The following is a 26,838-nucleotide window of genomic DNA, read 5'->3' on the forward strand; positions in this document are numbered from 1 at the left end:
TTTGTTTTTTTTTAAATAATCAAATTAAACCTTTTTCATTTCTTATTGTCTAAAAAATCAATCAAGCATATTTTGCTATGAGATTTTTTGCTTTTCAATACAACAGTTGTAGCTACAAACGTTAAATAATAATTAAGAAAAGCAACTATACACTAATAAAAGCTAAATTTGCTTTTAACTCAATTTACACAAACATAATCTTACTTTATACTTTAATTTATGAAAATCAAATACTTATCCTACACCCTTTTAGCTGCCGGAATCATTGGTTTTATTGGTTACCGCATCATGGAAAACAAAAGTGAAAATGGTGATGGAAAAGATCCAAAAGGAAAAGGCAAAAAAATGAATGTAAGTGGAATTGTAATCAAAGCCCAAACGTTTGACAATAATTTGTCACTTTCAGGTTCTATCGAAGCCAATGAGCAAGTAGAAATAAGAAGCGAAGTTTCAGGTATTGTTGAAGGTATTTATTTTCAAGAAGGAAGTAACGTAAGCAAAGGACAAGTTTTGTTCAAGGTAAATGATATTGAACTTAGAGCACAGCTTACGCAAATGCAAACTCGTGAAGGGCTAGCATCCGAAAACGAACGCAGAGCTAAATTATTATTACAAAAGGAAGCCATAAGTCAAGAAGAATATGATTTGGCAAGAGCAGATCTAAAATCGGCTCAAGCACAAAGTTCATTAATTCGTGCACAAATTGCTAAAACATCTGTTAGAGCACCATTTTCAGGGAAAATTGGTCTTCGTAGTATTTCACCTGGAACTTACATCACACCTACAGTTTTAGTAGCAAAATTGGTCAACACAAGCCGCTTGAAAATTACTTTTTCGATACCAGAAAAATACGCTACGCAAGTTAAAAACAATACCGTGCTTCATTTCAAGATATCTGGCTCAGAAGAAAAATATACGGCAACAGTTTACGCCATTGAACCTGAAGTAGCTGTAGCAACTCGTACGCTGCAAGTTCGTGCCTTGGCCGACAATAAAAACGGAAAATTATTACCTGGAACATTTGCTGATGTTGATTTGCCGCTAGACATCATAAAAGACGCCATCATTGTTCCTACAGAAGCGGTTATTCCGGTTCAAAATGGTAAAAAAGTTTTTATATCTAAAAATGGTCTTGCTCAAGAAGTAAATATCGAAACAACTACAAGAACGGCTACCTCGCTACTTGTTCTTTCAGGATTAAATGTAGGCGATACATTGATCACATCAGGCGTAATGTCATTAAAAAATGAGGCCGAAGTTGCCGTAAAAGTTAAATAGATTCAAAAGGTAGATTTCTGAACAACACAAAAATCTAAAAACAGCAATCAAAAATTAAAAATCTAAATGAGTTTATCAACAACTAGTATTAGAAGACCTGTATTTACCATTGTAATTAATTTAGCCATTGTTTTATTTGGTTTAATTGGCTACACCTTTCTGGGCGTGAGGGAATTCCCTTCTATTGACCCCGCTCAAGTATCGATTCGAACGAATTACGCTGGTGCAAATGCTGATATCATCGAATCGCAAATTACAGAGCCTCTCGAAAAAGCAATTAATTCAATTGATGGAATCCGAAACGTTACTTCGTCAAGTGCACAAGGAAGCAGTAACATCACCATCGAGTTTAACTTGGATAAAAACCTTGAAGATGCAGCTAATGATGTGCGTGACAAAGTATCGCAAGCTGTTAGAAACTTACCACAAGACATTGATTCGCCACCAGTAGTATCAAAAGCGGATGCCAATGGTGATGCCATTATTTCGATGACGGTTCAAAGTGATACGCGAAACGCTTTAGAATTGAGTGATTACGCTGAAAATGTAATTTCGCAACGTTTAGAAACTATTCCAGGAGTATCTGGAGTTCAAATTTGGGGGCAAAAACGCTACGCGATGCGTTTGTGGATTGATCCGGTAAAATTAGCTTCCTACGGTTGTACAGTAGCCGAAGTGAGAACCGCTTTAAACAAACAAAATGTAGAATTACCATCTGGAAAATTAACCGGAAACAATACGGAATTAACGGTAAAAACTATTGGAAACCTTTCAACTGCAGAAGAATTTAACAATATTATCATTCGTTCAGAAGGTGAAAAAGTAGTACGCCTAAGCGATGTTGGAAACGCTGTTTTAGGTCCTGAAAATACCGAAACCAAAATGACACAATCAGGAACACCGCTTGTGGGAGTTGCTATTGTACCGCTTCCAGGAGCGAACTATTTGGATATTTCCGCTGCATTTTACAAAGAATTTGAGCAACTAAAAAAAGACCTACCCAAAGACATCAAACTGAATATTGCTATTGACAATACTGTTTTTGTAAAAAAATCAGTAATTGAAGTAGCTGAAACTCTCGGTATCTCCATTGTCTTGGTAGTTTTGATCATTTTCTTATTCTTTAGAGATTGGGCTATTGCTTTCAGACCTTTAATTGATATTCCGGTATCACTTATTGCTACCTTTTTTATCATGTGGTTGTTCGGATTTTCAATCAATGTGTTAACACTTTTAGCCATTGTTTTGGCAACGGGTTTGGTTGTTGATGATGGTATTGTAGTAACGGAGAATATTTTCAAAAAAGTCGAAGAAGGAATGACGCCAATTGAGGCAGCAATTAAAGGATCGAACGAAATCTTTTTTGCAGTAATTTCAATTTCGGTAACCTTAGCCGCAGTATTCCTACCTGTAATTTTCTTAGAAGGATTCGTAGGCCGACTGTTTCGGGAATTTGGAGTAGTAATTGGAGCCGCCGTTTTAATTTCTGCTTTTGTATCCTTGACATTAACACCAATGTTAAATGCTTATTTAATGAAAGGTGGCGAGCAGAAAAAGTCTAATTTTTACATCAAAACAGAACCTTATTTTGAAAAATTAAATAGCAGTTACGCAAGTTCGTTAGCTTCTTTCATCAAAAACAAATGGTTGAGCTTCCCTATTTTAATTGCTTGTTTTGGTTTAATTTACTTGTTTTTTAGTTTGATTCAAAAAGAAACTGCGCCTTACGATGATCGTTCTGGTTTTGTAATGCGAATGTCTACGCCAGAAGGCTCTTCATACGAATATACCGATCGCTTCATGCAAGAAGTTTCAAAACTAGTAGATGATTCTATTCCGGGTAAAAAAGTAGCGCTCGTAATTACCTCACCAGGTTTTGGTTCATCATCTGTAAACAGTGGATTCATACGAGTTTCATTGGTACAACCAGACGAACGTAAAGATTCTCAGAAAGAAATTGCCGAAAAACTAACCAAGTGGACCAAGCAATATCCAGATGCAAAAACATCTGTTATCGAACAGCCAACAATTGCTGTAAACCGTCGTGGTGGTTTGCCAATTCAGTATATCATTCAAGCACCTAACTTTGAAAAATTGCAAGAAAAGATTCCTGTTTTTATGGATGAGGTGGCGAAAAATCCAACTTTTGCTGTAAGTGATGTCAACTTGAAATTTAACAAACCGGAAGTCAATGTAACTATTGATAGAGAAAAAGCTGAAAGTTTGGGTATCTCAGTAATTGATATTGCACAATCGTTACAACTTTCTTTAAGCGGTCAACGTTTTGGATATTTTATGCGAAATGGTAAACAGTACCAAGTTATTGGGCAGTTTGATCAAGATGACCGTTCTAAACCATTGGATTTAACCTCGATGTTTGTAAAAAACAGTGCGGGCGAATTAATTCAAATGGACAACGTAGTGACTATTGAGGAAAAAAGTAATCCGCCACAGTTGTACCACAACAACCGTTATATGGCGGCAACGGTTTCTGCAGGTTTGGCACCAGGAAAAAGTATCAGCGACGGAATTGATGCTATGAACGAAATCAAAGCTAAAGTTTTAGACGACAGTTTCACAACTGATTTAGGTGGTGAATCTCGTGATTTTGTTGAAAGTAGCTCGAATACTGCTTTCGCCTTTGGTTTGGCTTTACTTTTAATTTTCTTGATATTAGCAGCACAATTCGAAAGTTTTATCGATCCATTTATCATCATTTTAACGGTACCAATGGCTGTTGCTGGTGCATTGTTCTCGTTGTGGCTATTTGATCAAACATGGAACATTTTTAGTCAAATTGGAACCGTAATGTTGATTGGTTTAGTAACCAAAAATGGAATCCTGATCGTAGAATTTGCTAACCAACTCCGTGAACAAGGAAAGCCAAAATTAGAAGCAATTCTCGAAGCTTCTGAAGCACGTTTGCGACCTATTTTAATGACCAGTTTGGCTATCTCATTAGGTGCATTGCCAATTGCTTTATCATTAGGAGCAGCTTCTACAAGTCGTATTGGTATGGGAGTTGTTATTGTAGGAGGAACTATTTTTTCTCTCGTATTAACATTGTTTGTTATCCCAGCTATGTATTTAATGTGGTCTAAAGCACGTAAACATTATCCTGAATTTGACCGTATTGAAGAGTACGAGAAAGAATTCAAATAAAATTAAGTAATTGTATTCAAGCCAAATAGCCATTTTTTTTGGCACGAAAAATTAGAAAAATGACAAATTTTAAAAAACATATCGTAACCGAACTGTTCCTACTTTTATGCTGTACAACCGGTTTTGCGCAAGAAGTACTTTCTCTAGAAAACGCTGTCAAAACTGCACTAGAGAATAATTATGATATAAAAATTGGGCGTAATAATCTGGATGTTCAAAAGATAAATAATGCTATTGGTAACGCTGGAATGCTACCTACGTTAACTGCTAATGTTTTGGATAACAATAGTGTACAAAACAGTTCGCAAATAAGGCAAGATGGTACACAAAACGAATTAGATAATGCCAAAAATAACAATCTAACCTACGGTGTTGGATTGGATTGGACTATTTTTGATGGTATGCGCATGTTTGCTCGCAGGGATCAATTAAAAGAATTACAAAAACTAGGTGAAGCACAATTAAAGCTCACTATTTTAACTAGAGTTAGTGATGTCAATGCCGCCTATTACGATTTGGTACAGCAACAACAACAATTAGCAGCTCTTGATACAACTATTGTAATTTCGAACCAACGATTAGCATTGGCTCAAAACCGATTTACAATTGGTAAGGCGTCAAAACTTGAAGTTTTAAATGCGCAAGTGGACTTAAATACAGATCAAGTGGCACTTTTGCGTCAAAAAGAATTGTACGCTAACAGCAAAATTTTGCTCAACCAACTACTTGCACGTGATGTGACCACTGATTTTAAAGTAGTAAATGAACTAGCTGTAGATTCGTTTTTAACTTTACCAGAGTTGAAAGCCTTAGCTGAAAAGCAAAACCCTCAATTAGAAGCTCAAATCATCAATAAGAGAGTGGCTGAATTAGAGCTAAAACAGGTAAAAGCTGCGCGCTACCCTACTTTGAGAGTGAATACGGCCTACAATTTTTCAGAAAGTGAAAGTAGTTTAGGATTTGTTAGAGAATCACAATCCAGAGGTTTTAATTACGGATTTACGGCCTCGATCAATATTTTTGATGGTTTTGCACAAAACAGAAACGAGAAGATAGCAAAATTACAAGTAGCTAATTCTAAATTAACCATTGAACAGCAAAATCTGACTCTTAATTCACAGTTGGCTTCCTCCTATCAAACGTATTTGACTAACTTAGAATTGATACGTTTAGAAGAAAAAAATGAAGCTATTGCACAACAGAACTTAACAATTACTTTAGATAAATTCCGAATTGGAACCATTACCACTTTAGAGTTTAGAACAGCGCAGTTAAATTATGTAAACGCCAAAGTTCGTTACAGCAATGCTCAATTTCAAGGTAAACTATCTGAAATTGCCTTACGTGAATTGGCTGGTAATTTAGTTTTTTAATTACTTTTACCGAAGTAAAAAAAACAAAATGGTTTCGTACAACACCAAAGATTGGTTTACATTTATATTCCGCTTTCACAAAGCAGATACTTTTAGAAAATTATTTCCAGTGATGATTGCCATTGGAATTTATTCCGGAGTAGTTGGTTATGTTGAAGTAGAATATTGGAAGCTAGCCGAAGACAGTTATGTCAGAAACATTACCATTATGCATGGAATGTTAGGCTTTGTCATATCTCTTTTGCTTGTTTTTAGAACCAACACTGCATACGATCGTTGGTGGGAAGGCAGAAAATTATGGGGTGCGTTGGTAAACAACAGTCGCAATCTTGCTTTGAAACTAGCTGCGATTCTCAAAGACGAAGAAGATGTAGCTTTTTTTAGAAATCTAATCCCGAATTACGCTTTTGTTTTAAACTTGCATTTAAAAGACGAAGCAACGAGCCAACAATTAAATGAAAATTTAGTTATTGATTTAGACCAAGACAAACATAGGCCCAATCAAGTGGCTAAACTAATGTTTGAGAGAATCAATTTATTGTACATCGATAAAAAAATTACAGGCGACCAACTTATCATTTTAAACGACGAATTAAAGTCGTTTACTGATATTTGCGGTGCTTGTGAAAGGATTAAAAACACGCCAATCCCCTACTCCTACAGTGCTTTTCTAAAAAAATTCATCTTTTTTTATGTCATGACTTTACCGTTCGGCTATTCCTTCAGTTTAGGTTATTATGTGGTGCCAGTAGTGGTATTTATATTTTATGTTTTGGCGAGTTTAGAGTTGATTGCTGAAGAAATCGAAGAACCTTTTGGTACCGATGAAAATGATTTACCAACTGAAATAATTAGCGAAAATATCAAAAGGCACGTCAACGAATTATTGTAAAAATGTTAAAGTAAGTTACCGAATAAAGCTTTTTTAGTATATTTATATTTCCCTCATCGAAAAGTAATATACTATGAATAATAACCGCTATTTCATTCAGCCACCACTGTTATCTAACGAAAAATCACTTAAAACTTTAGTAGAAAACAGAACTGTTTACGGATTGAATCATTGCGAGTTAAACTTGTTCGAAACTTATGAATCCTCAATGGCTGTGCCGCTACAGTTCAATGATTTGGTGGTAACCAGTATGCTTCGAGGTAAAAAAGTAATGCATCTTTTTGATGACCCTAGTTTTGTTTATTTACCTGGCGAAACTGTTGTGATTCCGTCAAATGTAGCTATGAAAATCGATTTCCCAGAGGCTTCAAGTCACAACCCCACACAATGTTTAGCACTTGCCATTGACCAAGTAAAAATTACAGATACACTCCAATTTTTGAACGAACGTTATCCTAAAGAAGGAAACAATCAGTTTTGGGAGCTTAATTACCAAAATTACTTTTTCTACAACAATGTTGAGTTAGCTACGACTATTAATAAACTAATTCAGGAATGCATGAGTACATCCATCACCAAGGATGTTCTCGCTGATTTGACATTACAAGAATTATTAATCCGCATTATACAATCGCAAGCTACCCAATCTTTAGAAGAAGGAACCCCAACAGATCCTAATAATCCTATGACTCAAATTGTTGCATTTATCAGGGAAAATATAAAAGAAAATTTCAACATGAAGCAGCTTAGCGACAAAGTATCTATGAGTACAAGCTCTTTTTATCGCTATTTCAAACGCGAACTAGGCATGAGTCCTGTAGAATTTATTCACGTAGAAAAAATGCGTTGTGCTAAACAATTACTTAAAAATCCAGCGATTCAAATTAATGAAGTTTGCTATTTATCTGGTTTTGAAGATTGTAATTATTTCATTCGACTATTCAAAAAGCACGAAGGTATCACGCCAAAACAATACCAACAACTGTTTGTAAATTAGTCTATTCTATAAATCGCAGCGGTTCTAAATCAAGAAGTTCTTCTTCTGAAAACAATCGATATTCAATTCGAAATGTCTTTTTAAGCGGAGTTTCCAATGAAAAGCCTCCTACGCCAAAGCCATCCAAAACATCAAGTGTAAAATGAGCATGTTTCCAATATTCAAATAAATCCTTATCTACCCAGAACTCTGTGTTTTCTAGTGTACCAATGCACACATCACCATACCGTTGGTAGAAACCTCCTTTTTCAAAACATTGTGGCTGCGTTCCTTCACAGCAACCTCCTGCTTGATAAAACATCAAATCGCCATGTTTTTCTTGTAAAATGTGTATTAAATCAATCGCTTTCTGAGTAGCATGAATTCGTTTTTTCATTTTTTAGTCTTTAAAATAAAACCTGGCAAATTGAAGTACTTGCCAGGTTTTGAATTGAACAATCTATTGTAACCAATTAAAAGAAACCCAATTTATTTTTATCGTAAGAAATAAGCATATTTTTAGTCTGACGGTAATGACCCAACATCATTTTATGGTTTTCACGACCAATTCCTGATTGTTTGTAGCCTCCAAATGGAGCTCCTGCAGGATATGAATGGTACTGATTAATCCAAACACGACCAGCTTGAATAGCTCTAGGCACTTGGTAAATTTCGTGAGCGTCGCGTGTCCATAAACCAGCGCCCAAACCATAAATTGTGTCATTCGCAATCTCGATGGCTTCCTCGGTTGTTTTGAAGGTAGTCACTGCTAAAACTGGTCCGAAAATTTCCTCTTGAAAAATTCTCATTTTGTTATGTCCTTTAAAAAGAGTTGGTTTAATGTAGTAACCACCTTCTAATTCCCCGTCGTGCGTATTTTCGAAACCGCCAGTAAGCAACTCTGCTCCTTCTTCTTTTCCTAATTTAATGTAGGATAGAATTTTTTCCTTCTGAATCATCGAAGTTTGCGCACCCATCATGGTATTTTTATCCAAAGGATGTCCTGTTGCAATTGCTTCGGTACGTTCAATTACTTTGGCAATAAACTTATCATAGATTTCTTCGTGCACCAATAAACGTGATGGACAGGTACAAATTTCACCTTGGTTTAAGGCGAACATCACAGCACCTTCGACTGCTTTATCAAAAAATTCATCATCGGCATCAGCCACCGATTTCATAAAAATATTTGGTGATTTCCCTCCAAGTTCTAAGGTTACAGGAATAATATTCTCAGTAGCATATTGCATAACCAAACGTCCTGTTGGAGTAGATCCTGTAAAGGCAGCTTTTGAAACTTTTTTGTTGGTTACCAATGCTCTTCCTAACTCAGAACCAAATCCATTAACGATGTTTACAACTCCGGGAGGCAATATATCTCCTATCAATTCCATTAAGATCAAAATCGATATCGGAGTACTCTCAGCTGGTTTGAGCACCACCGTATTTCCTGCTGCAAGCGCTGGAGCCAGTTTCCAAACTGCCATTAAAATAGGGAAATTCCAAGGAATAATTTGAGCTACAACCCCAAGAGGTTCGCTTAATGCAATTGAAACTGTTTGCGAATCTAGTTCGGTTATTGAACTTTCTTCAGCACGAATTACACTTGCAAAATATCTAAAATGATCTATTGCCAACGGCAAGTCGGCCGCTAGAGTTTCACGAACCGCTTTACCATTATCTATGGTTTCTACAATTGCTAAATATTCTAAATTATCTTCGATTATTTGAGCGATTTTATTTAATAGAACACTTCTCTCGGTTACTGATGTTTTACCCCAAGTTTTGAAAGCATCGTAAGCCGTATCGACAGCCAAATCAAGATCCGCTTTGTTAGAATGAGCTGCTTGCGTAAATACTTTTCCATCAATTGGTGAAACAACATCAAAATAAGTTCCGCCTATTGGCGCAACAAATTTACCGCCAATGTAATTATCATATTTTGCCTTAAATTCAGGTCTTTTTAACACATTATCCATAGTACTACTTTTTATGTTTTTTTCAAATTTAGCAACACAATTCTAAAAAATATAGCACGATAGTATCAATTAGTAGCATAAAATTTTCAAATACATTTTTTTAAGAACTATTTATTACACATTTCACATTTAATTAGGCTTTCATATCGAAAAAGATTAACTGTACAATGCTAATGAAACCGTTTAAAAAAGCAAAAAAATTGTTTCTTTCTACACGCTTCAATCCTTATATTTGCACACGGTTTCTAAAATGAAGCTCTTTGCACTTTTATTAAAATTATCACATGAAAATATCATACAACTGGTTAAAGCAATTTATTAAAACAGACTGGAATTCAGAGGAAACATCTGCTCTATTGACCGATTTAGGTCTTGAAGTAGAAGGCGTTGAAAAATACCAATCTGTAAAAGGAGGCTTAGAGGGTATTGTGGTAGGTCATGTGTTAACCTGCGTACAACACCCTGACGCTGATCGACTAAAAGTAACTACCGTTGATTTAGGAACAGGAACTCCCGTACAAATTGTTTGTGGAGCAGCCAATGTAGCTGCAGGACAAAAAGTACCGGTTGCAACTATTGGAACCGTTTTATACGATGCCAATGGAGAAGCTTTTACCATCAAAAAAGGAAAAATCAGAGGTCAAGAAAGCCACGGTATGATATGTGCCGAAGACGAATTAGGTTTAGGCGATAGTCACGACGGAATTATGGTTCTTGATGATGCTTTAGTTCCTGGCACAGCAGCTGCAACGGTGTTTAAAATAGAAAACGACGAAGTTTTTGAAATTGGATTAACACCAAACCGTGCAGACGCCATGAGTCATTGGGGAACAGCACGCGATTTGAGAGCTGGAATGCTACAAAAAGGAATTAGTGTAGAACTAATCACGCCATCTGTGAGTAACTTTAGAGTAGACAAGCGCACCCTTAAAATAGATGTTGATGTTAAAGAGAGCAAATTAGCTCCGAGATACTGTGGTGTAACCATTTCGGGAATCGAGATTAAACCATCACCAGCTTGGTTGCAAAACCGATTAAAAGCCATTGGTTTAACACCAAAAAACAATGTAGTTGACGTTACCAATTATGTTTTACATGAACTTGGTCAGCCGCTGCACGCTTTTGATGCAGCTAAAATCAACGGTAAAGTGATTGTACAAACGCTTCCTGCGGGAACTAAATTTGTTACGTTGGATGATGTTGAGCGCACACTACATGAAGAAGATTTGATGATTTGCGATGAAAAAGGGCCGCTTTGCATCGCAGGGGTTTTTGGTGGAAAAAAATCGGGCGTTTCAGAAAGTACGAACTCTATTTTCTTAGAAAGCGCTTATTTTAATCCTGTTAGTGTTCGTAAAACAGCTAAAAGACATCAATTGAATACGGATGCGTCTTTCCGATTTGAAAGAGGTATTGACCCTACAATTACAGAATATGCATTGAAACGCGCTGCTTTATTAATTCAAGAAGTAGCAGGTGGAGAAATCACATCTGATGTGGTAAATTTTTACCCAAAAAAGATTGAGGACTTCACGGTTTTCTTAAACTTCAGCAAAGTTGCTAAGATCATTGGTCAAGAAATCCCGAAAGATACAATAAAGAAAATTTTAGTTTCACTTGATATTAAAGTTAACAGTGTTTCTGATGCTGGACTCGGTTTAACTATTCCATCCTACCGCGTAGATGTACAAAGAGAAATTGATGTTATCGAAGAAATTTTAAGAGTTTACGGTTACAACAATGTTGCTTTTTCAAATAAGTTACATGCAACCGTGTTTAACTCTCCTCGAAACGAAGATTACAAAATTCAAAATACTATTGCCACACAATTGAACTCTCAAGGATTTCATGAAATGATGGCGAACTCGTTAACAACAGCGTCGTATGTTGATTTATCTGAGCAGTTGAATCCTAGCAATAATGTTACAATTTTAAATCCGTTGAGTGCCGATTTGTCTACTATGCGCCAGTCTTTATTGTTTTCTGGTTTAGAGGCTGTCTCGTATAATATCAATCGTAAAAATGCCGATTTAAAGTTATTTGAATTCGGAAAAACGTACCACAAATATTTGGCAGGTTACGAAGAAAAAAAGCATTTATCTATGTTTTTAACGGGTAGTCGCAACGCTGAAAGCTGGACGGCTACACAAAAACCATCTGACTTTTTCTTATTTAAAGGTTATGTAGAAGGAATTTTATCACGTTTGGGATTATCTAAATTTCAAAATATCCCTACTACTCTTGATGTATTGTCAGAAGGAATTTCATTATCGATAGGAAACGATGTTTTAGTATCGTTAGGAGTTGTGAAAAAGAGCATTTTGAAACAATTCGGAATCAAACAAGAAGTATTTTATGCTGATTTTGACTGGGATTTAATTTTGAAAAAACTTTCAACTAAAATTAAATTTGTTGAAATTCCAAAATACCCTGAGGTACGACGAGACTTAGCTTTGTTGATTGATGAAAACGTAACTTACAGCAGTATTTACAACTTAGCGAGACAAACAGAAAAAGGCTTACTTAAAAATGTAGATTTATTTGATGTATATCAAGGCCAAAATCTTGCCGAAGGAAAAAAATCATACGCTATAAGTTTTACTATTCAGGATAGCGCTAAGACCTTGACCGATGTGCAAATTGACAAAATCATGAGCAAGTTGCAAAAAACATTTGAAACGGAATTAGGTGCTGTTTTAAGATAAGAAGAACCAACAAGAATTAAAAAAACCGATACTCTCAAATAGTATCGGTTTTTTTATTGCACAAAAAAGCCTCAGAAATCTGAGGCTCTTAAGACTAACAAACATATTAACCTTAAACTAAATTGTTATTGTTTAGGCAAAACTACTGTGTCTACAACGTGAATTACACCATTTGATTGGTTTACATCAGCAATTGTAACTTTTGACATGTTTCCGTTTTCATCAGTGATGTACAAATCTTTGCCTTTCATCCAAGCTGTTAACGTACCACCACTTACGGTTTTCACGGTAGCTTTACCGTTTCCTGCTTTAATTGCTTTAGCAATATCAGCAGCATTCATTTTTCCTGCAACTACGTGGTAAGTCAAAATAGTTTGCAAAGTTTTCAAATTTTCTGGTTTTAGCAAAGTATCTACTGTACCTGCTGGCAATTTCGCAAACGCTGCATTTGTTGGGGCAAAAACGGTGAATGGTCCTTTACTTTGTAATGTTTCTACTAAACCTGCTGCAGTAACTGCCGCTACAAGAGTAGTATGGTCTTTCGAATTTACAGCATTTTCAACAATGTTTTTAGAAGGATACATTGCTGCTCCACCTACCATTACTGTTTTTTGAGCGAAAGAAGTTGCTCCAAATACTAAGGCCATAAATGCGATTGATAAGAATTTTTTAGTTTTCATAAAATTTATTTTTGTTAAGTTATATAAAGTCATTTACGCACATTAAATGGTTTTGGTTTTCATTTTTTACGAATTTGACAAAACAAATTCACCAAGCCTTAATCTATAAGGAGTTACAGACCAAAAATTTTAGTAAAATTATTCTGCAAGAATGATTTTTTTGTACCTTTAGTACAATTGAAAAACGATTTTGCTACTACTATCAATTTAAATCAAAACGATTATGGAAGATTTTAACCCGAATAGCGAAAAGAAACTTAAAAAAATTAGAACCAAAAAACTAGAATCAAGAGTTGACCTCACTGCAATGGTTGGCGTATCTTTTCTTTTGATCGTATTTTTTATGGTCACTATTGATTTGGCAAAGCCAAAAACTATGAGCATGGGCTTACCTGATAAGAATCCAGAATGGGATGGTAGAACAAATTGTGGATCAGGAACAGACATTCGCATGATTACCATTTTACTAGACAATAATAACAGGCTAGTAAGCTACCATGGACTTTTAAGCTACCCTAATGAAAAACCCAAAACATTATCCTACGATTCACATGGAATCCGAAAAGAATTACAAAATAAAAAACGTTTAATTCAAGAGATTTACGGTGATCCGTCAAGAGGACCAATTGTGATTATAAAACCGAGTAAAAAATGCAACTATAAAAATCTAGTTGACATTTTAGACGAAATGGCTATTGCCAAAATTGATACTTACGCGATCATTAACGAGTTCACTCTAGAAGAATCTAAATTACTGGCAGCTAACTAAAATACACCTCACTATAAATACATTACTAAATAATAAAACACGAATTACACAGATTCACACGAATGTAAATTGATACAATTCTGAGTAAATTTTAAAGTTGAATGAATATAAAATAGGTGAAATTTATAAAGAATGCATGTACTGCAAACGAATTCCCTAGCCCTGATAGCAGCGTAAATCCTTTCATAAAGCTTTAGCCTTTTGGCTAAAAACTTTATAAAAGATTGCAGCGAATAGCAGGATTAGCTCCTAGAAAAATTTAAGCATAAAAAAAGTCCCACATTGCTGTGGGACTTTCTATTTATGAAAAAACGGAGAATTATTTTTTCTCTGATATTCTTAAACTTAATTTTTAATGAACTTCTTACTTGAAAATCCTTTATCTGATTTTACTTTTACAAAATAGTTACCGGATGAAAGTTTGGAAACATCGATTTTTGAGACTGATTTAGCATTAGGAACAGCAATAACTACTTGTCCTAAAATATCATATATTGTTAAAGACTGTATTTCTATATTTTGTTTAGCAATAATATTTAATTCTTCATTTGCTGGATTTGGATACAAACTGAAATAATTAGAAAAATCAAAGTCCTGAATATTTAAAGTTGTTTCAAATTTTGATATCGCTTTATTTGTAACTATTGGGAAATTATAATCAAAATAAATATTAGCCTCGTTGGTAAATGAATCTCCAACTTTTAAAGTTGGCTTTGTTTTGATTTTAAAAGAAACATAACCGTCATTATTTGCGTCATCAAAAGGAAGATTGATGTTTTCGAAAATGAATTCAACTTTATTTATATCAGAAATTTTAGTAACAAAAGAATGACTTGAACTAGTTGGAATTAAACTTGAAATATCAAATTTTGACAAATCAATCATATCTTTTATAACAATGTTTTGTGCTGCATAAGTTCCTGTATTTTCAAAACGAATCATGTAATGTACATATTGCCCAATTAATTCTGGTTTAATTTTATTGCCCTCCAAACAAGTTTTATCATTTGGGTCGTATGAACCAACAACAGTTTGATTTAAAGTAAATATGTTATCAATTGGGGTTTCATCAATAACTACCGAAGTTATGTTTGCTGTAAAATCCAAAATATCCCCATTGTTTACTGCAGGGATTTCCATTGGGGAATTTACATTTAATGTAAAGATTATTTCCTTACTTTCAAACGGCTTAAGATTTGTAAAATTCCAAGAGAGACTATTTACTTTTTGATCAGTTGCAACTGGAATCGCTGAAATAAAATCTAATTTAGTATCATCAAAAGTTAGATTTACGGAACCAGATTGTGTTTGATTTCCTTTGTTTTTATATACTATTTTATATTCAACATCAAAACCTGGTCTAGAGTTTTGTAATGGCAATAATGTGATTTCTAAATCCGGATGTACACCAATTGGCGTAATACAAAAATCTCGGATATTAGGATTGGTTTGAGTTGGGAAATTGACATTTACTGTTGATGGAGAAATAGTGAAATAATTTGAGTTTTCTATTGCTGGAGTTATAGTGTACATTCCTGCTTGTAGTGGAATTGAATATTTTCCAGAAGCATCAGATATTAAACTTCCAGAAATTGAACCATTTATCAATTTTAATTTTACATATGGGACACCATTATCTAAAAAATCACACCCATTAGCATTACTGTCTAATTTATTATTTCCTTTAATTGTATAAAAATTTCCGCCTGGAGTAAACGAACAAGATGAATTTACATTACAACCACTCATTTTATTGGTTAAAATTTGTGCTTCTACATTTGATATTTGTGTATCGTCTGCACATATATAAGTTAAACCAGGATTATTGCCAAATTCTAGATTTTTCTCATTGATACCGTTTTTTAAAAACAATGACTTTAATAGATTATTATTACAATATAATGAGCCAAGACTAAACAAATTACTAACATCCAAATTTGTAAGAAGATTATAATAACATGCTAAAGATTTAATTTTTGTTGAATCATTAAAATTCAAAGAAGTAAGTTTATTACTTTGACAACTCAAATCTAATAAATTTGTTAAACCACTCAAATCTATTGAACTTAGTAGATTCGAATAACATTCTAAAGTCTGTAAATTACCTAGCCCACTTAAATTTAATGATTTCAGTTGATTAGAACTACAATGTAAAGTTTTAAGATTAGCTAAACCGTTCAAGTTTAATTGTGACAATTTATTAGAATCAAGATACAAATTATTAAGGTTTATTAGACCTGTGACATTTACAGATGTAAGAGCATTATTAGATCCTTGAATAGTTTGAAGTTTAGTCAAACCAGTTAAATCTAACGACGTTAGTTGTAACTGGTTGCAATACAAATTTTGAAGATTCGTAAAATTTTTAATTCCAATTAAAGAAGTAATAGGTTGTGTTGAAGAAATAAATAAATAACTTACTTGTAATGCTTCATTGACTTGAATTTCACCATCAGCATTCTTGTCAATCCGAATGATCTTGCCAGTTAAATCTTTAGCGGTAGCAGTAAAACAATTAGAATACACCAAATTATTTTTAAAATTTACATCCGGAACATTAACAATAACATCACTATATGGATTGGAAGAACAAGAGGAATCTATAACCAGACAATTATAACCGGCACCATTTTGGCCATACTTAGATGTTCTTTGTTGCAAATAAGGAATTAGACCAGAATTAGCACAAATATATTGCAACGCAAATTGAGTGTCAAAATTAAATAAATGAGTTGGATCATTACTATTAAACCCAATGTCCTTTATATAAAGTGATTTTAAGCTTGTGTTAAAATCAAGGTCAATAATATTTAGATTTGACAAACCATTTAAATCTAATGAACCAAATGGATTTGCTCTACAATTTAAATTTTGAAGTTTTTTTGAACTTTTAACATCTATAGATTTCAGCATATTACGAGAACAATTTAGAACTTGAAGATTTGTTAAACCACTAACATTCAGCGTTACGAGATTATTAGTAGAGCAATTTAAATTAGTTAGATTAATCAAATCTGTAAGTTCAAGTGTAATAAGGCTGTTATTTCTACAATTTAATTGTTGAAGACTTGTCAGTCCACTTGTAATTAATTTATTAAGGGTTATATTACTGCAATCTAAACGCGTTAGATTTGACAATCCACTTAAATCTAATGTCGAGATATAAGAACTATTATCATGACAATCTAAATCAATGAGATTTTTCAATCCCCCTAAATTCAAGGATGAAAAATTATTACTTGAACAATTCAAAATTTGAAGATTTGTTAAACCACTCAAATTAATTGAAGATAGGTAATTAATATCACAAAATAAAACTCGAAGGTTATTCAAGCCTGCAATATTTAATGAACTAATTTGATTATTTGAACAATATAAGTTTTGAAGATTTATCAAACCTCCTAAATCTAGAGAAGTAATTTTGTTGTTTGAACAATTTAAACTTTGCAGATTGGTAAAACTCAAAACACCTTGTAATGAAGAAAGTGTCGAATTACTCATATCTAAATAACTAACTTGCAATGCCTCAGTAAGTTCAATTTGATTATTATAATTAGAATCTATTCTAAAATAATTTCCTAGTAAATTTTTAGCTATTGTATTTCCCGAACTTGCCGAAAGCAACTTTGATTTAAAATTCGAATCAGGAAAATTAATAATCTGGGCACTCAAACCATTAAAAAAACAAAGAGCTAACAACAAAAAGTAGATTTTTTTCATCAGTAATTTTTAAAAAATCAAATATATACTTTTGGATTTAGTTAACACCTTTTCTTATTAAATAAATCTTACAAAGCACAAAAAAAAGTCCCACATTGCTGTGGGACTTTCTATATTCAAAAAATCAAGAAATTATTTTTTCTCTGATTTTTCCATTTTAGCTTTCAATGCAGCTAACATATCATTGTTATCTCCTAAAGTTGCAGCTGGTGCATTAGTAGATGAACCTGAATTGTTTTCTGAAGCTGATTTCACATTTTTCTCTTCTTCTTCACGGAAGATAGCAGTGTGAGATGCAACTACTCTTTTGAATTCTTTGTTGAATTCGATTACTTTGAAATCAGCTGTATCGCCTTTTTTCAATTTCTTTCCGTCTTCTTTTTCAAGGTGACGAGTTGGAATGAAAGCAACGATATCATCTCCGAATTCTACAGTAGCTCCTTTGTCAACAATCTCAGAAATTTCACCATTGTGGATAGTTCCTACAGCGAATGAATCTTCGTACTGATCCCAAGGATTAGCAGTAGTTTGTTTGTGACCTAAAGATAATTTACGTCCGTCAACATCCAACTCTAATACTACAACGTCAAGTTTTTCACCAACGTTTACGAATTCAGATGGGTGTTTGATTTTCTTAGTCCAAGATAAGTCAGAGATGTAGATTAATCCATCAATTCCTTCTTCTAATTCTACGAAAATTCCAAAGTTTGTAAAGTTTCTAACGATACCTGTATGCTTAGAACCTACTGGGTATTTAGCAGTGATATCAGTCCAAGGATCTTGAGACAATTGTTTGATACCTAATGACATTTTACGGTCATCTCTATCTAAAGTTAAGATAACAGCTTCAACAACATCACCAACTTTTACGAAATCTTGAGCTGAACGCAAGTGCGTAGACCAAGACATTTCAGAAACGTGGATTAAACCTTCAACACCTTCAGCAACTTCGATAAATGCACCGTAATCAGCGATTACAACTACTTTACCGTTTACTTTATCACCAATTTTCAAATCAGCATTTAAAGCATCCCATGGGTGAGCGTTTAATTGTTTCAATCCTAATTGAATTCTTGTTTTCTCATCATCGAAATCAAGGATTACAACGTTCAATTTTTGATCTAATTCAAGAACCTCAGATGGGTGGTTGATTCTAGACCAAGAAAGGTCAGTAATGTGAATCAATCCATCAACTCCACCTAAGTCAATAAACACACCATAAGAAGTAATGTTTTTAACAACACCTTCTAATACTTGTCCTTTTTGTAATTGACCAATGATTTCTTTTTTCTGGATTTCAATATCCGCTTCAATAAGCGCTTTGTGAGATACAACTACGTTTTTAAATTCGTGGTTAATTTTCACAACTTTGAACTCCATCATTTTGTTTACGTATACATCGTAATCTCTAATTGGCTTAACATCAATTTGAGATCCTGGTAAGAACGCTTCAATTCCGAAAACGTCAACGATCATACCACCTTTAGTTCTGCATTTAACAAAACCATTAACGATTTCACCTGTTTCGTTAGCCGAAATAACTCTATCCCAAGATTTGATAGTACGTGCTTTACGGTGAGATAATACTAACTGACCTGTTTTATCCTCACGGATGTCAATTAATACCTCAACAGTATCACCTACTTTTAATGCTGGGTTGTAACGGAATTCATTCAATGAAATTACACCTTCAGATTTAGCGTTGATATCAACGATAACGTCTCTATCTGTAATTCTTACAACTGTACCTTCTACAACTTCTTCTTGATCAGTTGCAATAAAAGTTTTAGAAACTAATTCTTCAAACTCTAATAAGTTTTTTTCATCAACAGCATCAATACCTTCTTCGAAATTGTGCCAGTTAAAATTTGCTAAAAACTCTTCTTGTGATTTTACTTGTTCAGACATGCTGATTAAAAATTTGTATTCTGTATTTTCTCGAGTTTCATAATGTGATAGAAAACAGCAGAAGTTGTTGGTATAATTTACTGCAACCCAATGGAAACTCTTATTCACCAAAAGGTGTGCAAAAGTAACACATTAATCTTAAACCACAAAACTTTACACAAAAGTTAATCATTTGACTATCAGGAGCGAATAAATTGGCTTTTTTTGCCGAGAAAGTTCCCGCTTTCCGCTCTATCTTTTACAGTCCTTTCCCTTCGCTGCCGCGAACAGCAAGCCCTGTAAAAGGATGCCGCTGCAATCGGGGCTACAAAGGGAATTAGGGCATTTTTGGAATAAAAAAAACCCGATACAAATTGGCATCGGGTTTTAGATTTATTTTAGTGACTAATTTGCTCTACATCTTCAGGATTGTGCTCGTGTTTGAACAAAACCGCGAAAGCTATTGCAATTGCCAATGCGTATAGTGCAAAAGCCAGCCAAATCGTATGCCAATCTTTCATTAGTACAACCGAATCAAAAAAGCCATCTGCTCCTATTTTTTTGCCCTGACTAGTAACAAACTCAGCCATTTTTGCATTAGTAGGTTCGGTTTGTAAGAAAGCAGCTAAATCAGCAGTTCCTGTAAATGACTTTGTAAAATATTTATCAATTGCCCAACCTGAGGTAAAACTTCCTAAAACCGCTCCTACTCCATTGGTCATCATCATAAACAATCCTTGCGCTGACGATCTGTTTTTAGCATCAGTATTCGTTTCAACAAATAACGATCCTGATATATTAAAGAAATCAAATGCCATTCCGTACACAATACACGACATAATAATCATCCATAAACCGCTTGTTGGGTCTCCGTAAGCAAACAACCCAAAACGCAATACCCAAGCCAACATACTAATTAACATTACTTGTTTGATACCAAAACGCTTCAAGAAAAACGGAATTGCCAATATAAACAAGGTCTCAGAAATTTGAGAAATCGACATTATAATTGTAGAATATTCCACTACAAATGAATCGGCGTATTTAGGAAAATGCTTGAACTCATCCAAAAAAACATCTCCATAAGCGTTTGTTAATTGCAAAGCACCTCCCAAAAACATAGAGAAGATAAAAAACAAAGCCATTTTATAATTTGCAAATAATTTAAACGATTCTAATCCTAAGGTCTCCATTAAAGAAGCATTCTCTTTAGACAATCGTTGTGGTTTACATGGCGGCAAAGTAAAGGCATACAAACCAAGTGCCACCGCTGCCAAACCTGCAATGTAAAATTGATAGGCCGTGGCTTTATTTCCTGTTAAGTTGGTAATCCACATTGCTGCGATAAAACCAATAGTTCCAAAAACTCGGATAGGCGGAAAACTCTTAACCACATCCAAACCGTTTGTTTTTAACGCATTGTATGAAATTGAATTACTCAAGGCAATTGTTGGCATATAACAACACATAGCCAATAACATAATGTAAATAAAATTTTCAGGAGTAGTTACTTGAGGAATATAAAACAAAACTGCAGCGTACAATATATGTAACGCTCCATATAACTTTTCAGCATTGATCCATCGGTCTGCTAAAATACCCGTAAGCGTTGGCATAAATAAAGAGGCGATTCCCATGGTACTAAAAACCAATCCAAACTGAGTTCCCTCCCATCCTTTCGTACCAAACCAATAATTTGCAATTGTAATTAACCAAGCTCCCCAAACAAAAAACTGGAGAAAACTCATTATTACCAATCTATTTTTAATTCCCATGAGATGAATTGTTTTATATACTTTAAAAAATTTACAAGGCGTAAATCTACCATTAAAAATGAAATCTGCAAATAATTAAATGTTTTTAGTACGCTGCGCTACCAAATCTAAAACAACTGCAAATTGCTGCTCACGTGTCAAAGCAGAATTATCTACCGCAATGGCATCATAAGCCATTACCAAAGGCGAATCGTCTCTGTGTGTATCAATATAATCGCGCTCTTCTACATTTTTAAGCACCTCTTCGTAAGTCACTGCATCACCTTTTGCTACCAGCTCATCAAATCGTCGCTGCGCACGAGTAGTTGCGCTAGCAGTCATAAACACTTTCAGTTCTGCATCTGGAAAAACAACGGTACCAATATCGCGACCGTCCATAACAATGCCTTTGTTTTTGCCCATTTCTTTTTGTTGCTCGACCAACTTGGCTCTAACTTCAGAAACTTCGGCAATTTTGCTCACAAAATTTGACACTTCTATGGTTCTAATTTCCTTTTCTACAAGTACGCCATTCAAATACATTTCGGCAAAACCCAAAGCCTGATTAAACTGAAACTGCAATGAAATATTTGGCAAATCATTCACAAGAGCAGCAACATCAAAGCCAGCACTTGTAATATATTCTTTTTGCATCGCGTAATAAGTCACCGCACGATACATAGCACCCGTATCTACATATACGTATCCCAAATGTTGCGCCAACTGTTTGGCCAAGGTACTTTTTCCCGTTGATGAAAAGCCATCAATAGCAATGGTAATTTTATTTGTCAAAATAATTTATTTATTGATTGTTGAAACAATTGTTTTATTCTTGAAAGTTGATGGAGAGTCCAAAAAGACTCGTGTTACCAGCAAGCGTATATCTTGAGTAGGAATAATTGAACTTGAGCTTGTTTAATTTGAGTCCAAAACCTACTGATAATCCCGAAAAATTGCGCTGCTCCACAATTCGCAACTCCTCGCCTCGCCTAAAATTATATCCCAAACGCAGGTTGAAACCTCGGTTAGGAAATAACTCTACCCCAGCAATTACGTGTCTCAATGCGTTGTTTACAAATGAAACTTTTTCAGGAGTTGCTGTTCCATCAAATGATTGCTCCGCTCTTGCGGGATTTGAAAAGGAAACATTCCACTGTTGTAAATTCTCTAAAGTCAAATGCCAACGTATTGGAACATTTTCTAGCTCTTGTGACACTCCAACTAAAATTTCTAATGGCAACTTTTCTCGAATACCATTATAGGTTGAAAATTGAGTACCGATATTTCGTATGGCCAACGCCCAATTTACATCATTGCGTTCGTCAATATACAAGGCTCCTAAATCTAAAGCGCCGCCAAATGATTGGTAGGTTTCTAAACTTGAAGATATTAATTTAGCACTAGCGCCAATATGCAAATCGGTATAGGGAACGTTATACGCATAACCCATTGAAAGCGCTACTTCGCTACCCGAAAACGACTCTGTTGGTTGGCCTTGCTCATCATAACCTTCAAAACTACCGTAATTGATATAATTAATACCCGCTTGAAAAGTTTGAATGTGCCTGTCATAAGTATAAGCGTACGATGCCGTACCGTAGGTAAGTTCTCCAAAATAACTTCCGTAATTTATGGCTAACTGATTGTGCATTTCTGGATTGATGGTGGCTGGATTGTAATGCGCCTGATTGACATCGTTATCATAAATAGTCAATACTTTACCACCCAATGCGGCTTGTCTTGGCGAAGCTACTAAGTTTAAAAATTGATATACCGTTTGACCACCTATCTGCCCGATGGATGCGCTGCCGTAGAGTAACAAACTGGATATCATTAATTTTTTAAACATGTCTTAGGAGCGCAAAAGTACAAAAATGACAACGCTTGTGCGAAGATATTATTTTTTAGAAAAAGAAAAGTTTAAAATGATACAATTCAGTCTTTAAAATCGACAGTTGAGTAGGCTTTGTTTTGCGACAAATTATCCTCGCCCTACTTTTGACATGAAATTAAAACCTAAAACTCAACTATCATGAAAAAATTACTTATCAGCAGTTTATTACTTTTAGCAACAATAGCCACGCAAGCGCAAATGGATGACAAATTTTACTATCCTAAAAAAGCAAAAACAATCACAATTGATTCTTTACAATTCAAGGAGCAAAATTATTTTATAGAAAAAGACACTATTAACACCATTGTTTTATCGCCAAAACAAAAAGCAAAGCAAGCAGTTGTGCTTTATTTCCAAGGTGCAGGAGGCAATTGTATGAATTATGCAGGCTATGTAAAACCTTTGGTAAATGACGGATATACCGTGATCATGATCAGCATGAGAGGATACGGAAAATCAAGTGGTAAACCCACGCACCTCAACATTGCAGCAGATGCTCAAACTGTTTTTAATGAAATTCAAAAAAATCCCGACTTCAAAAACAAAAAAATCATCATTTACGGCGCATCAATGGGAACGCAAGTTGCGGTAAATTTAACCAAAAACAACCAAGATAAAATAAGCGGATTAATTGTAGATGGCGTTATAAGCTCCTTTACAGAAATCGCGGTAAGTAAAACTCCCGAGGCACAACATCAAATGATTCGTATGTATGTAACTTCGCCTTATTCTGCTGCAGAAGACATCAAAAACATACAATCAGTACCTGTTTTGTTTATTCATTCTAAAACCGACAAAGACGTTCCTTTCAGCCAATGCGAAACGGTTTTCAACAACACCAAATCAAAAAAAGAGCTTTGGATTTACGAAGGCGATCACCTACAAGCGCCAAAACTTTATCCTTCTCTTTTGGTAGAAAAAACAAATGCGCTCTTGAAGTTGTAGAATAAAATATGTATCGATGAAAAAATCCAAATTCAACAAGCTTTTTACTAGCTGTCGAATTTGGATTTTAAACTTTTAATTGAAAACGTTTTTACAACGTCTTGGCATTTTTAACTTTCTGATCGGTTAAAGCAAACTCAAGAACTTCGCTCATCTCCTTCACATAATGAAATGTCAATCCTTGCAAATATTCTGGCTTGATCTCATCAATATCGTTTTTGTTTTCGTGACACAAAATGATTTCTTTGATATTAGCTCTTTTGGCTGCCAAAATCTTTTCTTTGATTCCGCCTACAGGCAATACTTTGCCACGTAAGGTAATTTCGCCCGTCATCGCTAAATTTTTCTTCACTCTTTTTTGAGTAAATAAAGAGACCAACGAAGTTAACATTGCGATACCTGCACTTGGTCCGTCCTTAGGTGTTGCTCCTTCTGGTACGTGCAAGTGAATGTTGTATTTGGACAAAATTTCCGACTCTAATCCTAACAATTTTGTGTTGGCTTTGATGTATTCTAGCGCTATTGTAGCCGATTCTTTCATCACCGTACCCAGATTTCCTGTAATGGTCATGCTTCCTTTTCCAGGAGAAAGTAACGATTCAATGAATAAAATATCACCACCAACCGAAGTCCAAGCTAGTCCCGTAACTACACCCGCCACTTCGTTGTTTTCGTATTTATCTCTCTCTAAACGTGCTACGCCAAGAGTTTTTACCAAATCTTCATCGGTAACTTTTTTATTGTACTCCTCTTCCATTGCAACTGATTTCGCAGCATTGCGAATCACTTGCGCAATTTTACCTTCAAGACCACGTACGCCCGATTCTCTTGTATAGCCTTCCACAATTTTTTCTAATTGTTTTTTACCAATAGTCAAGTCTTTTGATGTTAATCCGTGTTCTTTTAACTGTCTTGGAAACAGATGCTGGCGTGCAATTTCTACCTTTTCTTCAATGGTATATCCTGACATTTTTATGATTTCCATACGGTCACGCAATGCGGGCTGAATGGCTGCCATATTATTTGAAGTGGCAATAAACATTACTTTTGAAAGATCATAACCCATTTCTAGGAAGTTATCATAAAAAGAATTGTTTTGCTCCGGATCTAGTACTTCCAACAAAGCCGAAGATGGATCTCCTTGATGGCTATTTGACAATTTATCAATTTCATCTAAAACAAAAACCGGATTTGATGTTCCTGCTTTTTTCAAACTTTGAATGATTCGTCCTGGCATAGCACCAATATAAGTTTTTCGGTGTCCACGAATTTCAGACTCATCGCGCAAACCACCTAATGAAATACGCACATATTCTCTACCCAAAGCTTCTGCAATAGAACGACCAATTGAGGTTTTACCCACACCTGGAGGTCCTGTTAAACAAATAATTGGAGACTTCATGTCATTTCGCAATTTTAAAACTGCCAAATGTTCAATCATTCTTTTTTTGACATCTTCTAGTCCAAAATGATCGCGATCTAGAATTTTCTGTGCTCTTTTTAAATCGAAATTATCCTTTGAAAATTCATTCCAAGGCAAATCTAAAAACAACTCCAAATAATTGCGCTGAATACCAAAATCAGGTGCTTGCGGATTCATGCGACGCATTTTCGAAAGTTCTTTTTCAAAATGCTTTTTGGTTTTATCATCCCATTTTTTCTTGAGTGACTTTTGAAGCATTTCGTCCATTTCTTCTTCTTGCGAAACGCCACCTAATTCCTCTTGAATAGTTTTTATTTGCTGATGCAAAAAGTACTCTCGCTGCTGCTGATCTAAATCAAAACGTACTTTAGATTGAATATCGTTTTTCAACTCGAGTTTTTGCAACTCAATATTCATGTAACGAAGCGTTTCTAAAGCCCTGCCTTTTAACTCATTGATAGCCAATAAATCTTGTTTTTCTTGTACTAACAAGTTCATGTTCGAAGTCACAAAATTGATTAAAAACGACTGACTTTCAATGTTTTTAATTGCAAATGTAGCTTCGCTAGGAATACTCGGGCTTTCTTTAATGATTTGAATGGCCAACTCTTTCATCGAGTCTAAAATAGCTATAAATTCTGTATCATTTTTAGCTGGACGTTCTTCGGGAACTTCTTTAATTTGAGCAGTCATGTATGGCAACTCTTCGACAATATCTTCAATTTCGAATCGCTTTTTACCTTGCAAAATCACGGTTACATTGCCATCAGGCATTTTTAGTACACGTAAAATTCGGGCAACAGTACCTATTTTATGAATGTCGTTTTTAGTAGGGTCTTCATCTTCTTCATTGATTTGAGCCACAACACCAATCGTTTTTCCTGCAGCGTTAGCATCGTTGATCAGTTTGATAGATTTATCGCGACCCGCAGTAATCGGAATAACAACACCAGGAAACAAAACCATGTTGCGCAATGGCAAAATAGCTAACAATTCCGGTAAAGCTTCGTTATTCATTTCCTCTTCGTCTTCGGGAGTTAAAAGTGGAATTAAATCTGCATCAGAATCAAATTCTTGAAGTGACAGATTGTCAATAGTAAGTATTTTATGATTTGACATATTATTATTTAAGTCTTTTTGTCATTAATTATTATAAAAGCGACACCAATTTGAGTTCTACACTTTTGAATATTGCTTAAAATCAAAGCAAAGACCTTCAAATTAGAATGTCCCTTTACGGTTCAATCACTATGCCAAAAGAACGTATCTTTCGGTTACAAAAAAAGCATCAATGCTATTTTAATCCATTTTAAAATACAAAGTAAAGTCAATTATAATATTTTTTACAAAAGTGTAACAATACCAAATTTTCAAAGTCTCTTTAAATAACTAGCTTAAACT

General features: G+C 34.7%; 17 protein-coding genes. 8 read left to right on the plus strand and 9 right to left on the minus strand.

From position 1 onward, the window contains the following. The first annotated feature begins 219 nt into the window (after window positions 1-219). From KBJ98_RS10060 to KBJ98_RS10080, 5 genes are all read left to right on the plus strand, one after another. Entirely contained in the window at window positions 220-1,278 is a 1,059-nt protein-coding gene (locus KBJ98_RS10060) for an efflux RND transporter periplasmic adaptor subunit (protein ID WP_210790260.1), read from the plus strand. 66 nt (window positions 1,279-1,344) lie between these two features. Continuing rightward, window positions 1,345-4,440: an efflux RND transporter permease subunit gene (locus tag KBJ98_RS10065; RefSeq protein WP_210790264.1), complete on the plus strand. Its 3,096-nt coding sequence runs from the start codon at window positions 1,345-1,347 to the stop codon at window positions 4,438-4,440. Between the two features lie 59 nt (window positions 4,441-4,499). Then, a complete protein-coding gene (locus tag KBJ98_RS10070; RefSeq protein WP_210790266.1) occupies window positions 4,500-5,813 on the plus strand; it encodes a TolC family protein in 1,314 nt (437 codons plus the stop codon). A 28-nt stretch (window positions 5,814-5,841) separates the two neighbouring features. Beyond that, complete coding sequence (locus tag KBJ98_RS10075; protein ID WP_210790269.1) at window positions 5,842-6,705, plus strand: bestrophin family protein; 864 nt, start codon at window positions 5,842-5,844, stop codon at window positions 6,703-6,705. Between the two features lie 73 nt (window positions 6,706-6,778). Then, window positions 6,779-7,702: an AraC family transcriptional regulator gene (locus KBJ98_RS10080; protein ID WP_210790272.1), complete on the plus strand. Its 924-nt coding sequence runs from the start codon at window positions 6,779-6,781 to the stop codon at window positions 7,700-7,702. Window position 7,703: 1 nt separating this feature from the next. On the opposite strand, the gene KBJ98_RS10085 is transcribed toward KBJ98_RS10080, so the two are convergent. Both KBJ98_RS10085 and KBJ98_RS10090 read right to left on the minus strand, forming a co-directional pair. After that, window positions 7,704-8,078, minus strand: a complete 375-nt coding sequence (locus KBJ98_RS10085) for a DUF779 domain-containing protein (RefSeq protein WP_210790276.1) — start codon at window positions 8,076-8,078, stop codon at window positions 7,704-7,706. Between the two features lie 76 nt (window positions 8,079-8,154). After that, the gene (locus KBJ98_RS10090; RefSeq protein WP_210790279.1) at window positions 8,155-9,660 is read right to left on the minus strand and encodes an aldehyde dehydrogenase family protein; all 1,506 of its coding nucleotides are present in this window, start codon (window positions 9,658-9,660) and stop codon (window positions 8,155-8,157) included. 284 nt (window positions 9,661-9,944) lie between these two features. Between KBJ98_RS10090 and pheT the strand changes: the two genes are divergently transcribed. After that, entirely contained in the window at window positions 9,945-12,365 is a 2,421-nt protein-coding gene (gene pheT / locus KBJ98_RS10095; protein ID WP_210790281.1) for a phenylalanine--tRNA ligase subunit beta, read from the plus strand. 125 nt (window positions 12,366-12,490) lie between these two features. On the opposite strand, the gene KBJ98_RS10100 is transcribed toward pheT, so the two are convergent. Continuing rightward, window positions 12,491-13,045, minus strand: coding sequence for a fasciclin domain-containing protein (locus tag KBJ98_RS10100; protein WP_210790284.1), 555 nt, complete (start codon window positions 13,043-13,045; stop codon window positions 12,491-12,493). A gap of 223 nt (window positions 13,046-13,268) precedes the next feature. On the opposite strand from KBJ98_RS10100, the gene KBJ98_RS10105 reads away from it, so the two are divergent. Then, window positions 13,269-13,814, plus strand: coding sequence for an ExbD/TolR family protein (locus KBJ98_RS10105; RefSeq protein ID WP_210790287.1), 546 nt, complete (start codon window positions 13,269-13,271; stop codon window positions 13,812-13,814). A 345-nt stretch (window positions 13,815-14,159) separates the two neighbouring features. On the opposite strand, the gene KBJ98_RS10110 is transcribed toward KBJ98_RS10105, so the two are convergent. From KBJ98_RS10110 to porQ, 5 genes are all read right to left on the minus strand, one after another. Further along, on the minus strand, window positions 14,160-17,534 hold the full coding sequence (locus tag KBJ98_RS10110) for a DUF7619 domain-containing protein (RefSeq protein WP_225899107.1): 3,375 nt from the start codon (window positions 17,532-17,534) through the stop codon (window positions 14,160-14,162). 132 nt (window positions 17,535-17,666) lie between these two features. After that, on the minus strand, window positions 17,667-19,442 hold the full coding sequence (gene rpsA / locus KBJ98_RS10115) for a 30S ribosomal protein S1 (protein WP_210790290.1): 1,776 nt from the start codon (window positions 19,440-19,442) through the stop codon (window positions 17,667-17,669). A gap of 377 nt (window positions 19,443-19,819) precedes the next feature. Continuing rightward, the gene (locus KBJ98_RS10120) at window positions 19,820-21,196 is read right to left on the minus strand and encodes a nucleoside permease (RefSeq protein WP_210790292.1); all 1,377 of its coding nucleotides are present in this window, start codon (window positions 21,194-21,196) and stop codon (window positions 19,820-19,822) included. Between the two features lie 75 nt (window positions 21,197-21,271). Further along, window positions 21,272-21,967: a (d)CMP kinase gene (cmk, locus tag KBJ98_RS10125; RefSeq protein ID WP_210790294.1), complete on the minus strand. Its 696-nt coding sequence runs from the start codon at window positions 21,965-21,967 to the stop codon at window positions 21,272-21,274. Between the two features lie 34 nt (window positions 21,968-22,001). Continuing rightward, window positions 22,002-23,024, minus strand: a complete 1,023-nt coding sequence (gene porQ / locus KBJ98_RS10130) for a type IX secretion system protein PorQ (protein ID WP_210790296.1) — start codon at window positions 23,022-23,024, stop codon at window positions 22,002-22,004. A gap of 183 nt (window positions 23,025-23,207) precedes the next feature. On the opposite strand from porQ, the gene KBJ98_RS10135 reads away from it, so the two are divergent. Then, entirely contained in the window at window positions 23,208-24,014 is an 807-nt protein-coding gene (locus KBJ98_RS10135) for an alpha/beta hydrolase (RefSeq protein ID WP_210790298.1), read from the plus strand. 91 nt (window positions 24,015-24,105) lie between these two features. Here KBJ98_RS10135 and lon read toward each other — a convergent pair whose 3' ends face one another. Continuing rightward, window positions 24,106-26,556 carry an endopeptidase La gene (gene lon, locus KBJ98_RS10140; RefSeq protein WP_210790301.1) on the minus strand — a complete coding sequence of 817 codons (2,451 nt, stop codon included), beginning with the start codon at window positions 26,554-26,556 and terminating at the stop codon, window positions 24,106-24,108. Window positions 26,557-26,838: the final 282 nt, after the last annotated feature.

The organism is Flavobacterium erciyesense (assembly GCF_018069925.1).
Classification (GTDB): domain Bacteria; phylum Bacteroidota; class Bacteroidia; order Flavobacteriales; family Flavobacteriaceae; genus Flavobacterium; species Flavobacterium erciyesense.

What these genes read in the sequence shown, in the direction of transcription:
- KBJ98_RS10060 (WP_210790260.1), top strand. Translation starts at nt 220, where the DNA reads ATGAAAATCAAATACTTATCCTACACCCTTTTAGCTGCCGGAATCATT.
- KBJ98_RS10065 (WP_210790264.1), top strand. Translation starts at nt 1,345, where the DNA reads ATGAGTTTATCAACAACTAGTATTAGAAGACCTGTATTTACCATTGTA.
- KBJ98_RS10070 (WP_210790266.1), top strand. Translation starts at nt 4,500, where the DNA reads ATGACAAATTTTAAAAAACATATCGTAACCGAACTGTTCCTACTTTTA.
- KBJ98_RS10075 (WP_210790269.1), top strand. Translation starts at nt 5,842, where the DNA reads ATGGTTTCGTACAACACCAAAGATTGGTTTACATTTATATTCCGCTTT.
- KBJ98_RS10080 (WP_210790272.1), top strand. Translation starts at nt 6,779, where the DNA reads ATGAATAATAACCGCTATTTCATTCAGCCACCACTGTTATCTAACGAA.
- KBJ98_RS10085 (WP_210790276.1), bottom strand. Translation starts at nt 8,078, where the DNA reads ATGAAAAAACGAATTCATGCTACTCAGAAAGCGATTGATTTAATACAC.
- KBJ98_RS10090 (WP_210790279.1), bottom strand. Translation starts at nt 9,660, where the DNA reads ATGGATAATGTGTTAAAAAGACCTGAATTTAAGGCAAAATATGATAAT.
- pheT (WP_210790281.1), top strand. Translation starts at nt 9,945, where the DNA reads ATGAAAATATCATACAACTGGTTAAAGCAATTTATTAAAACAGACTGG.
- KBJ98_RS10100 (WP_210790284.1), bottom strand. Translation starts at nt 13,045, where the DNA reads ATGAAAACTAAAAAATTCTTATCAATCGCATTTATGGCCTTAGTATTT.
- KBJ98_RS10105 (WP_210790287.1), top strand. Translation starts at nt 13,269, where the DNA reads ATGGAAGATTTTAACCCGAATAGCGAAAAGAAACTTAAAAAAATTAGA.
- KBJ98_RS10110 (WP_225899107.1), bottom strand. Translation starts at nt 17,534, where the DNA reads ATGAAAAAAATCTACTTTTTGTTGTTAGCTCTTTGTTTTTTTAATGGT.
- rpsA (WP_210790290.1), bottom strand. Translation starts at nt 19,442, where the DNA reads ATGTCTGAACAAGTAAAATCACAAGAAGAGTTTTTAGCAAATTTTAAC.
- KBJ98_RS10120 (WP_210790292.1), bottom strand. Translation starts at nt 21,196, where the DNA reads ATGGGAATTAAAAATAGATTGGTAATAATGAGTTTTCTCCAGTTTTTT.
- porQ (WP_210790296.1), bottom strand. Translation starts at nt 23,024, where the DNA reads ATGTTTAAAAAATTAATGATATCCAGTTTGTTACTCTACGGCAGCGCA.
- KBJ98_RS10135 (WP_210790298.1), top strand. Translation starts at nt 23,208, where the DNA reads ATGAAAAAATTACTTATCAGCAGTTTATTACTTTTAGCAACAATAGCC.
- lon (WP_210790301.1), bottom strand. Translation starts at nt 26,556, where the DNA reads ATGTCAAATCATAAAATACTTACTATTGACAATCTGTCACTTCAAGAA.